Below are 13,420 nucleotides of genomic sequence, written 5' to 3'. Positions count from 1 at the left end.
TACCCAAACCCGTGCATCAACGCTTCACGCTGTAGCACTTCAATCGGAATGAGTACTACCTTACGCCCCATAAAATGCCCATATATTGATCTACGACAGGTATTTATAACCCAAACAAAATTGGTCCTATCCAATTTTCATTTTTGTTAATTTAACGCAATTCTTTGATACCTATGGCCAGAAACCAACATTTCCACTTCAAACAATTTTCTGTTTTCCAAGAAAATTGTGCCATGAAGGTCTCTACTGACGCTTGTTTGTTCGGCGCAGCGGTGAATCTTGATGGAAGTCAAACAATTCTCGATATCGGAGCAGGTACAGGCCTGCTGGCATTGATGGCGGCTCAGCGAGCCGATGCGCATATTGATGCGGTTGAACTTGATCCTGATGCCGCAGCCCAGGCTCAAAACAATGCGGAACAAAGCCCTTGGACAGACCGCATAACTGTATACCCACAATCTATTCAGCGTTTTACCCGCGAGAATCTGCAAAAGCGTTACGATCGCATTATCTGCAACCCACCGTTTTTCACCGCCCACACAGCCTCAGACTGCTCATTAAGGCATCAAGCCAGACACAATGATTCTTTAAGTTTTGAAGAGTTGGCAGCCGGCGCCAAAGCTCTTTTGGACACCGATGGTTTATTTCATGTGCTATTGCCAACATCTGAACAGGAACGCTTTATGGCTGCATGCCGTGAGGCTGGCTTGTTTCTTTCAGAAAACTTCTCGGTTCGCCCGACATTAAGGAAGGAAGTTTCTCGCCAGATTCTTAGCTTTGGCCACCAAGAAAAAGGCATCACTACGAGAGAGATTTGTATCCATGGAGCAGGCGGATATACAGAAGAATTTATAAGGCTTTTGAAACCTTTTTATTTGAAACTCTAATTATTTGAAACTCTAAACTTCTACATCTAAACAATAGTCTTTCCACCCAACACGGCTTGATCGCTCCATAAGTAGCCTTTGGGTGGATCCAGATGCACAAATTTTTTCTCTGAAGATTTTCCTGCAAAGCGATTAGGGGGTCGCACGTGGACGTTTTGTATAATCTTACTGAATTCAAGATCTGCTCTACCTTCGGCATATTTTTTAAGTTCCTGAATTGCAGTATAAAATTGTGGTGATATCCGAACCACCCCTGGGATATCTGACAGATCTTTCAACTTTTCCATAGCGGTCAAACACCGCCTTTTTACTTCATCAACCCGCTCATCTCCTCCGTTATCTTCCCTATAATCAGAATCTTGATATATAACCAATTCCAATAGATCGACAAATAATTCATAAGAAGTAACGCCGAGAGGATCAGATTCAAAGGGCGCAATCTGGCTCACTGCATTTCTAAACTCAGGCAGTTTGGCTACAAATTCTACAGGTGATTCTAATGCTAACTTGTAATCTTCATTGACCAATTTATCCAACACACTGTATGTATGTTCTTTCTGCTGCTGCAAAGCTTCCTTTAACCCCACGCGTTCTTTCTTCTGCTGCAAAGCTTCCTTTAACCCCACGCGTTCTTTCTTCTGCTGCAAAGCTTCCTTTGACCTCACACGCTCTTGCTCAGAAAACGTGAGAAGATATGGGATAACCCGATCATACAGCGCCTGAAAGCGATGATGTATAGCAGGTACTGACCCTGCCTGCAATATATTATTTTCTATGTATTGAATCTTATCTGTTGCATCCTTATAAAGCTCAGCATTGCAACCCTTAGCTTCAATCAAATCAACCATCTGCTCGAAGAAATACACATGATTCCATAATCGCTGCTGATTACACGCCATGAGTAACCTTTGACCGGTTGAGGAATGCCTCTCACCCTGATCGACAATATGCTCATAAGCAGCATCCAGAGCCTCTATAATTGCATTTCTGTACCTCAGGGATAAGCAACTGAAGTTCCCATTTAACGCGCAGCCAAGAGCATAATAAAAATTACAGACCTGAACCGGGTTATTCTGATGATGGTAGTAACGCATGCACTTGTAATACACCTGCATACTCAGCAGGAAATATTTACCCCGGCTCACCATAGGGTCAGCTCCCACACCAGCCAATAACTCCTCACACAGGTCAGGGCTAAATTGATCTATTGGAGCAGAAAGAACTTGCTCCAATAGAGACTGCGGGGTCTTTGTTCGTTGTAAATGAGGCTCGAGGGACAGCGACCTCTTCTTCTGCACACCCTTATCAGTTTCCGATTCTTCCGCTACTTTTTTCTGTGCCCTTGAAATCGCACTAGCGACACTTTGTTTTGCAGCAGTGATTAATTCTTCTTCACCAGCATCTGTCATAACCTCTTCAGTCGAGCCTGAAGCTGAAACCATCGCGTCAACATGACTCACCGGTTCTTCTGAATCAGGACTGACCGAATGAATTGCCGGCAGACTTCCCTGGTCGCTGTGACCCTCCGGTTTCTCCGTATCCTGTCCACTGATAAGCTTCGCGCGCAGGCCTTTAGCTTCTTCCTGACTAAGGCCACAACGCCCCCAAAGCTCAATAACCTGTTCTACCAGATTTTTCATCTGAGGCTTGAGTTCACCCTGCTTATGAACCGTTTTCATGCTTTCAATACACGACCGACACAAAGCAGCAACAACCGTCGGCAGCCTTTCAACCAGAATTGCACCACATGAATGGGAGTGAATATTCCCCAATAACGTTGTCGTTTTGTGTCTTTCTGACGACTTTTCATATGTCCATAGCAATAACTCAATAGTCTGCCTGCTTACCTCAACAGCTTCATATGGCTTTTCAAGCGACTGAACAGGCACTCTGCTTTTTAGAGCTTGCTTCCACTTCCTCAACTGGGACTGTGTTTTTTCTTGGAGAGTGTTTTCAACAGCGGCGCGTTCTATCTCAGCAATAGTTGCACGTTGTAGCTCTTTCTGTTCTTCCATAGCCAAATGCTTCTTCCATTCGACATCCGTCATAGAAGCGCGAGCAATCTTTTTCAGATCCTCTTCTGATAACAACGCTTTTTGCTCAGCAGATATATTTTTTAATTTTTTCTTCTCTTCATTTAACTTGCGAGTTCCCGCTTTATCCAACAAACAACGAATAGCCACAACATCTTCATATTGCTGAAGCTGAGCGCGTAACTTCGCTACTCCATCGGCCTTTCGCTGATCAAGCGCATTCAAACGAGCACGCACAAGCCAAAGCTCTTTCTTCAGCTGTTTATTCAACACTCTGACTTTTTCCAAACGACTAACGTAATGCTGCACATTCCCCTTTACCTCAACATCTACCTGCTGGAGAGAATGCAGCCTGTCACTCCCCACTAAGCACTGACGATACAACTCCCACCAACGTTCGGTCTGAGAACACATGTTTCCAACCGCATCAAGGGTCTGCAACGCCTGCTCAGGGTCTATATTCTTAATGACATCACATAACTTAACGACAACCTCCGGCAACCCTTGTGAAACAGTCCGCTGTAGCAGAGTATTTCGCAACTCATCATTTTTCATGACATCAGCGCGCCGACAAGCGACCTCAGCCACCACTTGGGAAGCTTCCTTCGAACTATCCAGTTCAAGGAGCATGCACAGCTCTGGCAATGTCACAGCCTGGGGTGCTGACCTAATAACCTTGTAGCATCCCGCAAGCAGATGCTTATTCAAATGCTGCACGCTTTTATCTGCCTTCCAAAGTGAGAGCCCCCTGAGAAGCTGGAGAAGCTCACCCTGTCGCCACTGCAAGGGAAGTTTCATGTGAACAAAATCAATGCTCTGGCACAGATCAAGAACCCAATCGACTCGCGGAGGAATCTCAGCCATTTCCCTTTGAAGCATCTGCAATAGGCCTTCGTTTGTCTTGTTCTGGTAGGCCTTTTTCAACCAGCCCAGAGTTTGGCCTCGGTTACCTGACTGACGACTGAATTCCATCACCCTGCAACAGACTGAAAACAGCTCAGCATTGGGAATCAGGTTGTTGTGATAACGTCGGTTTAGCTCATGCAAAGTCTCGCCATGAGAAGTCTCGCCATGAGAAGTCTCGTCATGAGAAGTATCAGACACCGGGCCATTCAGACTCTCCACCAACCCGGCCAGCGGAAGCATTTCAATAGGGCTTTTTGCTTCCTCTTTAGAAGGTGGCGATATCGGCTCTGGATCAGCAACAGCCTCATTCTCGACTCTATTATCTGAGAGAAGAGGTGACGAAACAGGAGCTGCAATCTGCTCTTTCGTTGCAACCGCAACCGCAACCGGTAATGAAGGCTGTTCCGAGCTCTCTTTAACGGCGCCGCCTTTGCCCTTTTTCTTCTTTCTTTTCCTTCTCTCACTTGTCGCGGGAGAGCTTTCCGGCGTATCCAACGGTGATGCCTCTGCCGGAGTCTTTTCGGGTGAACGGACTTTGACTTCCTTTTCTAGTGGCTGCCCCCCCAAAGTCAGGAGTTTCAATAGCTGCGAATAATCCTTACCACTTTCTCCAGCAATCTCTTGAATAATCTTTACCACAGCGTTTCTGTGGGGGTGCACAGCCAGCAAATGGGCATGAGCCAACCCCAGGTGCTGATGAAAGGAGTCAACAAGCTCGATAAGAGAAATTTTTTCCTGAAGTTTGGGAAAACGCTGTACAGCTTCTATAAGGTAAAAAATAACCTGAGGATCTGTGCTACCTGCATAGGTACGCATTCTCTCGAGTATCTCTTCAATCAGTGGTTCACTAAATGTTTCTAGAGCCTCTATATCCTGCACTAACCGCGCTTGGGAGCAGTGGTCAAGCCAAGGCTGGGAGAGGTTCACAACTGAACCACGAAACGCTGTCGGGCCATTGACCGACAACTGTCGCAAAGTACACATGGCTGGCAAGTAATTCAGCCTGAAGGCCTGCGTTAACTGCAGGCAAGCCCGCCTGTACCTCCCGCTTTTGAACAAAAGCAGCCCAGACATATACAAGCCTTCCGGGTCTGGAGCCTGTACCTGTATGTCTTTAACATACTTCGTGCCAGCAGCGTTGAAACAGTCTTTTGCCTCTTCTTCGTGCCCATTCCGCAAAGCCAGAACACCTTTACAGGTCCAGGCGCAGGCAAAATGTCTCATGCAGGCAAAGTTCAATGCCTTCATCAACTGAAAGCTATTTATGTCATCTGGGTGATCTCCATAAACAACTAATTGTGCATATAACAATTGACCAGCGGCACGATCATCTTTAGGAAGGGTTTTGATCAGGTTTAACGATGGTTCAATTTCATTCCCAGGCGCACCTGCAGCAAGACGCCCAATAAGCTCCGCAAGAGCCCAGCTTCCCTTCTCCATGCCTAAAATCTCTACAGTACGCACATAAGCAGGGTCATCTTTAAAAGCAAGCCCTGCTGCGTAAAGCAATGGCAGATGATCGATATTCTGAGTGGTTTCAATATTGCGAATAGCTTTCTGGAAAGCAGTCTCCCTTTCTGAGGTCACCAGCGTAAACAAATCCGTATCACTCGCCAGACAGGATAGAGCAGTCCCTTTTTTAGGAGAAAGCGGCGGCAAAGATTTCAGAGCATACATCAGCTGACGTGGGTTTGTTAAAATCCAACTACAACAAGGGACGACAAAGTGTTGCATCATCGGTATAGCAGCCCCTGGAGCACAGGTTGCGTAGGCGACGTTTTTGGTTCGCTCAAGCTCATAACTGGCCGACTTTAAATGCTGTACATCATTCAAGCCAGCAAGCACCATTCCGGTCAGATTCCCACAGATTTCTGAATAACCATCACAGCAGCCCAATCCTGCCATCTCACCAGCAACGCCTTGAAGGCGCCGAATTTCATCCGAATCGAAGTTACCTTTCCCCATTAATCCCATAACTTCCTGGATCGCCTGACAACGGCTATCAACCATCCATTGCCGAATAGCCTCATTATTTGGTGTGATAATGACTCTGGAACCAATGAAAGGCGTTGAAACAGCTCCATAGGCATGAACTAAAGGGTCGTTCCCTCTGTAGCCATGGGCTAGAGCAAGACCGAAATATTCTGCGGCCTCCCCGTAAGAGTCCAGATTATGAGCTGCAGTCCCTAACAGGCAGAAATAGGTTTTCACCCGTTCCCGGCAGTCATCTCTTTGTTTATCTCCTGTTTCCGGGCCAAGACTGTATCCCCAGTTATGAAATACTGCCGGCAGCAATGGTCTTAAGGTCATTAATACATTTTCGCTGACAGAGTCTTCCGACTCTGTTGTTACCTTCAATTTATCTGTCAACGCCAAAAGCTGGTCATCTATACGCGCCGAAGCATCAACAGCCAGCGGTTTTTTTCTATCATTTTGGGCAAGCTCCCGGATCTTTTTTTCCAATGAGCCCAACTGAGAAATAATATTAACGGTAGGATTATCCTTAACAGGAACCTCTTGCCCTAAGCCCCACACAGCTCCCATGATTGCGCATTCATTTCTGGCTCTAACAATAACAGCCAGCGCAGCCTGATACTTTTCCTGTCGAGCTAACTCTTCGATATAGAAAACATACTGTTCGATAGAGCCAGAAAGTAAGGCCGCCAATCTCTTGTACTGCAGCCTTCGATTATGGTCTTCAACATCAAAATACGCTTGCAGAGCACCGACAACTTTATTCACACCGGCATCCAGACGGAGCAGAAAACATTCCTTATCCTCCAACTCACACAGCTTATTAAGTAACTGATACCATTGATCCTCAGAAGGTTTTTCAAAATAACCTTCACAGATCAGATCCAAAGCACGATAGCTGCTTCTGGGTGTATCAAAAGCACAATCTGGCAATTCAGTTTTCTTGCCCCGACGAATACTGCGCAGAAGCCTGGCTTCACTGGTTAACAGTGATTTATATTCGGACGCGCTCTCTTTATCTGTTGCTTGAACCTGTTGGCGCCATCTCTGAATAACATCACGATAACAACCTGGAATGATCTTATCAGAAAACAGGCATTGTTCCCGACCATAGATCAACTTTGTCAAAACCTCGTAAACAAAGAGATCTTCCGGGTCATGATAGCCTTTGTGTTGGAGCGCTTTAGCCGCTGCATTCATAGCGTCATGCAGTTGCCCCATCTGTACGTGATAAAACGTTTTCGACCGAAAATTCGAAGACAATGGTTTCTGATCCAGAGAAAAAAGATCTGCCACGTGATAGCGGTACCCTGCCAGAGCACTCCCGGCTGCATTCTCTTTATCATCTTCCCATAGCCGTGCCAAAAGCGTGAACGCTCCACACTCGCCCCTATTACAGCTGAGCAGAGCTGTAGTCTGGGCATCAACTTCAAGGCAATCCAAACCTTCGCAGGCGTATGCAGCCGCCCGCCAGAGCAAAGGCTCAGCATCACCATACCCTTCCAGTTCCTGCAAACCTGTCTTCTTCGGGTCAGAACAGCCCAGCTCAAACACTTTCATAAGAATGGCCTGCAAAGGATATACTCTTTTACTGGCGTTATTGAAATAGGTTTTCAGAAGCTTATCGTGCGGCCATTCGAAACCAGAGCCAATAACCTTTCCCTCAGCAACCGATTTTGTTTGATTTACTTCTTTTATACCCAACCACATCCTTGCCTGTTGCAAAAAATCTCTTGTGGAACAGGGGTCGGAATAGTAATGACGCCAGTAATCAGAATGACGGAAACCACCCAATAGCTGAGCCTGACAAACACAAGCCACAGGGCATTCCTGCATCCTCCCCTGGGCAATCAATAAAGCAGCCTTTTCGATATTTTTCTCAAACCCGAAAGCCCCATCAATATAAAAATCAGCCAGTGTACTCAGCAGACAGCACTCTCCATGATGTGCCGCTTCCAACACTCTTCGTTCATATTCTTTCCGGTGCGTTTCAGAGAGATAAGGAGTTTTCGAGGTAACTTGCTCCCGCCACCGCTCAGCTTCAAGCGCCAACAAAGCACCAAGCCATTTTTTGGCTTCTGGCACGCCTCCATTCAGAGCCTTTTTCATATCAGCTGAAGCCTGCGCTACATTTGCAGGCAAATTCATCAGCGCACTCCAAAAAAATGCGTTCGCCTCTCTCCTGGATGCAGCAGACGCAAGATCCTTTCTTGCAGCTTCTGGCTCCGTATGCAGCCTGCCCATGCCAGTACAAAACTGCTTTATGCCTGTTATCCGTGCTGTGATGATACCTTTCATTTCGGGAGGAATAGCTTTACCTAGCCGGGCATGCCATTCACAAATAGTTTGGAAGTCTTTCTCTGAGCAGCCTCGGGAAAGAAGAAATGATCTCGACATATCCAGAAACCCCAAGATCTGTTTTACAACATCTTCTGCAGCAATTTTCGAGGTCGCCAGCATTGCAATGAGTTCTAGGACAACCTCCAAATGATCCTCTAAGTGAGCCATAAAATCATATTCTGTGACATAACTGCCAGCACTGGCAGTTGAGTCTGGAGATGTACTGCCTGAAGAAATGTAAGCAGAATTTGGTGCGATACCAGCTACAGATCGCTTGGTAATTGGGCATGCGGGAACAAGGCTGTCATCCCTGCCAACACCGGGAAGCAGATGTTTATCATCTGACTCAGGCGAATGAGGCTGCGTACAAGAAGGCTGCACACCTGCTTGAGGTGAAGATGTTCGAACCTGGCTTTCCATGTCTGACCAATCCCCGAAATTTGAAACAGGTATTATCAGACAGCTGGTTATAGGACTTTATGTATGGCGACTAACCATAATGGCAGGAATACTGGCAGCCCTGAGAAGACTGCCGAGGAGGAATCAGTGTGCCAATTCTGTTTTTTCTTGTTCGGTCACAACGCGTAACTGCCCAACAAAAGCTCTGCGGGGGGTTCTCTTGCAGAAACGGTCATAGAGCATCATATCCGCATTGACTGCCTCTTCCAGCCGCACCTTGCCATGAGGCTTGGCATCAAGGCCAATGCGAGCCCGGCCGTCGCGAGTGCTTTCCAAATATTGATCCAGCCGGGTATAGCAGCGTAAACCAATTTTAATCAGCGGTTGAGGAACTTTGCCGGTAGCAGCTATATCCTTATCAATACCCACTTTGAGTGGTCGGGGAGAAGAAACACGGAAAACAGCAGGCCAGAGCAGACGCAATACTCTCAAAGCCTCATGACCCATAACATCCTTGATGTTTCTACTGCTCAGTTCAGCCAGAAGTCTACTCACCTCATCAGAGGTTGTTTTCACCTCAGGTGACTGGCCATCCTTGCTTTCTGGTTGGTTTGCTGACTGCATATATACGGAAAACCTGTTGTAAATAAATACCTCCCCGCAGGGAGAAGAGTAAAATACTCCACTCTGGGCAATATACACCAGTACTAACTGATAACGAGATAAAAAATGTCCAGGATTTCTGCCTTCATGCCAATACTGGCGCTGCCTGGCGGCATTATCGGTTATCTTTTGCCCCGGATATCAGCCAGGTGTTCCGTCGTCTGCTGCCATTGATTATTGGTATATCTCTGCAGTTTCTGATGATGCCGCTGCTGGCTTATGGAATCAGTCACTGGTGGGGGCTTTCTGCGGCTCTTATGACCGGTATGATTCTGGTGGGCACAGCGCCCGGTGGTACGGCCTCCAATGTTTTAACTTATCTGGCCGGGGAATATTGCCCTGCCTATCAGCATGACTCTGACTTCCACTCTTTTGGCCATATGACTCATGCCGTGGCTGACAGGGTTTTATCTTCAGGGTGTTATTGATAGTGACCGGCTCGCCATACTGTTTAGCATTGTTCAGATTGTTCTTGCTCCTGTTGCGCTGGGGGGCGATTTTAGCTGGGTACTGGCAAAGCCGAAGTAGAAGCAGAAGCAGAAGCAGAAGCAGAAGCAGAAGGAAAGCTTGTTAGATCAGGAACCCTCGCATTGGCTTAAACCCACATTTGTTGTGAACAGAACCCCCAGTACATCTTACAACTGTTTTTAGCTCTCGCTTCAAAGCCTGTAGACTATATTCACTGCCCTATAAATAATCCGACACTGAATAAGATGGCAGGTTTCAAATCTACGAGCCTCTGCCTGGCTCTTTTCACCGCTTCGTTTACAGGGCAAGCGGCGCACTCTGAGCCTGGAACACACCCAGAGAATTTTCAATGGCATTTACCTGGGTATGCCCCCTATATGCTCAGCGAAAACCAGAGCCGACTTAACTGGCATCTGATGAATGAAGCCCGTCACGTCCTCTCGACTGGAACCATGATTGCAGCAGGCTACGGCTTGCACAAATTAAGTCAGAAAATTTTCCCCCTCAGTGTACTGCTGTCTACAGCTCATGTGTCTATGGATTGGTTTCTGTCAAAAAATTTGACAGACTTTGCTGTTCGTCAAATAACACAAATTCCACTGCTGGCTTTGCGCTGGTATAGCCATAATACCCACTCCTTCTGGCTTAACTCACTGATAATGCAAAGTCCGACCCTACTCATGGGGGCCTGGGAAATGTGGATACAATCACAAAATCACCTGCCAGAGGGGACAAAAAAGATTCACACAGGAAAGGATAAAGAATCTTTCCAGATTCTATTTAGTAATATTGATGCCCCACATTTTGTTTTCCAGTTCAGTCGCCAGCAGCCAGAAAGCTGCCACAATCAGGAGCGGAAAGGTTGTTCCCTGCCCTACCACAAATACCTGGAACAACTATCCTGTACTGCTTATCAAAGCGGTGTTCGCACATTAGAAATCAAACCTGAGAGCAATGGATCCACATCTAAAGATGTTCTCAAAATTAAAGTGACCAAGAACAATGGAAAGGCCTTCTCCAAAGAGATAGCCGTAACACCGGCGCCTCAGAAAGACTCCAACTCACAGAACAAAAATACATGGCTCACAGAGATTCTGGCTAAATCACCTGAACAAACCAGTGTAGGCATGGTGCTCTCTCCATTGGCGGAAGGCGCTCTCGCTGCAATTGTCAAAACACTGAAGGGAGATTCCAGCCCGCAGGCTCCGGCACTTACGGAAGATGAATTAACCGTTACAGTTGTGGGAGGCAAGTCCATGATTGTGGCCGGGCTGGGGGATGGAGCCTATCTGCTGAGTGATCACACCGATACCCAAGGGCTGGCATTGCCAGAGCTTTGGTTGAGCGTAGAACCTTTGATTTCCCACAGAAAAGCAGCAGCGGCACTGAAAACCCTGGAAGAAAAACGGCGCCCTGGGCCAGAGCACGGCATATGGCGCCTGCTGAGTGCAACACGATCTATAACTCACCATACTTTGCTTGATAAAACTCTTCGTTGGTTCACTGAGGGAAGAAACTTCACGAAAGATGGATTCACCAACATTACTGACGATGAAGATATAACTCAGATTGAAGCAAACAGATTAGAAAGTGACTTACAAACGGATGGGATACATATAGTTCTGGCAGGGAGGGGTGGCAATGGTAAAAGTCATATAGCACACCACCTCACAGGAACAAATGTATTCAGCTCAAAACGAAGCTTGATTGCCCCAACTGGATTTAAAAGCCTCAGCCTACCAGATGGCAATCGTGTGACTGAGTTACCAACCCTGCTGCAAAAAATCAGTGATCAACGGCTACGTAGTGTGAGGTCACGACTCACATCGAAAATTGATCATGTCATTTACGTCAAAGGCGCGCACACACGAGTGGAAGATGGCGAAGATCAAGAATTTGAAGAAGTAGTCAAACTGTTCTCCGATCCATCTGAAGCACAGAAAAGAATAGTCATTGCTTTCAATAACCGGTTCAGCAATATAACTGGCGACGATCTAAACGAGATAATTGATGAAATGAAGCAAATTCTTGATAAAAGTCCAAGGCCGTTACTTCGCCCTGGCTACGAGGTCGTAAAGTTCATCGAAGGTGATGAACAAAACACTTCTGAATTATTTAAAAAGTTGAGAAACAGACTTCAAGGAAATAACAACCAGTAAAGCAACCTCTGGGGCTCTCATTAGGCATCGAACTCAGCACTGCCGAGAGCTTCTATGGGTAGACCCAGAGCAGCTCGCTGATTTTATGTTGGGTCAGAAACCTGAGTTAGAAAATCGCCGTTCGTTGGCACCCATTAATCTACCCCAAAACCCCAATTGCAGGGGTTCATTCAGATTTGATTTTTACGGGCCTGATGGCGAGCACCGTCCATCACGGTAAAGATATTGTTATCAGCTTCAGGAGTACGATTCTTACTGCTATTCGCCTTATCGATCAGAATCAATTCAACCCTGCGATTAATAGCACTGCGGGGGTGTTTTTATCAAGTGCTGACTGTCTGCCATGCCTGAAACCTGAACAATACTTTTCTCAGGCATCCCAACAAAGTCCATTAATTCACGAACACTGTTAGCCCGGGCATAAGACACAGACCAGCTATTCTCGAAAGAAGCACGACCGGTATAAGAGGTTGAATCGGCATGTCCGATAATAGCCAGCTCAGCACCGGAGTTCACCAGTTTAGGAGCCAGTTCCAGCAGCAGATCTTCAAAAAACGGTGTTAGCTGATACTCACTGCGCTGAAACATAGGCTGCTCTTCTGTTTCAACCAATTCAATCAACAAGCCACCCGGAATTTTTTTACATTTACGTTGCCATGATTATCGCTGAGCTGCATTAACTGAAGTTCATAGGGGTCACCACCGCGAGTTTCATTGGCAATAGGGTCAGGACGGTCAACAATGGTCTTCCCACTGCTGCTTTCCAGACTCACCACAAAACCATTAGTAACCTGTTTAATCACATAACGGGAATTCACTGTGTCAAAAACCCCCGGATCGTTGAAATAAAGCGACAGACTTTCACGCTGTTCCTGATCTGCAATGGCAACAATCCAGAGCACCATAAACAGAGTCATCATTGACATGCAAAAATCAGCAAAAGCGCCTTTCCAGCCAACAGATTCTTCAGGCTGCTGTTTGGATTTACGACTCATGCCGTAGCCCCCCCCTGAAGCTTTCTCTTAAGTTCAACAAAGCTGGGCTGCAAACCGGAGAAAAGAACCCGCCGCCCTGCATCAGCAGCACGCTTCAATGCATTGACACTCTGCATCTGTTCGACCTCAAAAGCATCCAGCTCCGAATCCAGTAAAGCTTCCAACTCTTTTGCAGAAATCTGTCTAAGGTTGGTCATCCATAGATTGTCGCAAATGTATGTCACAAGGCGGGGGCTATCCAGAAAGCCGGAACGTTTACACAGGTCACTGTTGGCCGGGGTTTCGATATGCTCTTCCAGAGCCTGACGTCCTTTTCTGCGGATCACTTGAAACAAGTCGTGAAGAAGTACCAGCAACTGTTCATAGTCTTCTCTACCCCGGCGTTTACCCAGATAAGAACGAGTCAGAGCAAGTACGTCTGGTGGTGTTGGCCCGAAGAAAGAACCCAGAGATCCGCCAATAACAATCAGAATACAGGCAGGCTGCCAAAGCGCAGCTAAAACGCCATTACCCAGGTAAAAGCCGCCTATCACACTTACAAACGAAACCTTGCAAAAGCAAACCGCAAGATGATTCAATACCAAACAAATGAAACA

Annotated in this window: 8 protein-coding genes; 3 read left to right on the top strand and 5 right to left on the bottom strand. The window is 46.6% G+C overall.

All coding sequences use genetic code 11. The features are described from left to right. The first annotated feature begins 173 nt into the window (after nucleotides 1–173). Nucleotides 174–887: a methyltransferase gene (locus QMA35_RS02065; RefSeq protein WP_281645469.1), complete on the top strand. Its 714-nt coding sequence runs from the start codon at nucleotides 174–176 to the stop codon at nucleotides 885–887. Nucleotides 888–913: 26 nt separating this feature from the next. On the opposite strand, the gene QMA35_RS02060 is transcribed toward QMA35_RS02065, so the two are convergent. Both QMA35_RS02060 and QMA35_RS02055 read right to left on the bottom strand, forming a co-directional pair. Continuing rightward, nucleotides 914–8,560 carry a hypothetical protein gene (locus QMA35_RS02060; RefSeq protein WP_281645468.1) on the bottom strand — a complete coding sequence of 2,549 codons (7,647 nt, stop codon included), beginning with the start codon at nucleotides 8,558–8,560 and terminating at the stop codon, nucleotides 914–916. A gap of 123 nt (nucleotides 8,561–8,683) precedes the next feature. After that, on the bottom strand, nucleotides 8,684–9,163 hold the full coding sequence (locus QMA35_RS02055; RefSeq protein WP_281645467.1) for a ProQ/FINO family protein: 480 nt from the start codon (nucleotides 9,161–9,163) through the stop codon (nucleotides 8,684–8,686). A gap of 188 nt (nucleotides 9,164–9,351) precedes the next feature. On the opposite strand from QMA35_RS02055, the gene QMA35_RS02050 reads away from it, so the two are divergent. Both QMA35_RS02050 and QMA35_RS02045 read left to right on the top strand, forming a co-directional pair. Next, complete coding sequence (locus tag QMA35_RS02050; protein WP_281645466.1) at nucleotides 9,352–9,630, top strand: hypothetical protein; 279 nt, start codon at nucleotides 9,352–9,354, stop codon at nucleotides 9,628–9,630. Nucleotides 9,631–10,047: 417 nt separating this feature from the next. Then, a complete protein-coding gene (locus QMA35_RS02045) occupies nucleotides 10,048–11,829 on the top strand; it encodes a hypothetical protein (protein WP_281645465.1) in 1,782 nt (593 codons plus the stop codon). A gap of 297 nt (nucleotides 11,830–12,126) precedes the next feature. Here QMA35_RS02045 and QMA35_RS02040 read toward each other — a convergent pair whose 3' ends face one another. From QMA35_RS02040 to QMA35_RS02030, 3 genes are read right to left on the bottom strand one after another with little or no spacing between them, the layout of a single operon-like run. After that, the gene (locus tag QMA35_RS02040; protein ID WP_281645464.1) at nucleotides 12,127–12,450 is read right to left on the bottom strand and encodes an OmpA family protein; all 324 of its coding nucleotides are present in this window, start codon (nucleotides 12,448–12,450) and stop codon (nucleotides 12,127–12,129) included. Continuing rightward, nucleotides 12,447–12,824 (bottom strand): flagellar motor protein MotB, encoded by a 378-nt coding sequence (locus QMA35_RS02035; protein WP_281645463.1) that lies wholly within the window; start codon nucleotides 12,822–12,824, stop codon nucleotides 12,447–12,449. The genes QMA35_RS02040 and QMA35_RS02035 overlap by 4 nt, the downstream gene beginning before the upstream one ends. Further along, a complete protein-coding gene (locus tag QMA35_RS02030; protein WP_348650922.1) occupies nucleotides 12,821–13,402 on the bottom strand; it encodes a motility-associated protein in 582 nt (193 codons plus the stop codon). The genes QMA35_RS02035 and QMA35_RS02030 overlap by 4 nt, the downstream gene beginning before the upstream one ends. Between the last annotated feature and the right edge of the window lie 18 nt (nucleotides 13,403–13,420).

Origin of the sequence: Parendozoicomonas sp. Alg238-R29, assembly GCF_947331445.1 — a bacterium.
Classification (GTDB): Bacteria; Pseudomonadota; Gammaproteobacteria; order Pseudomonadales; family Endozoicomonadaceae; genus Sansalvadorimonas.
Note: the sequence above shows the minus strand (reverse complement) of the source record. Positions and strands in the feature narration are given on the sequence as shown.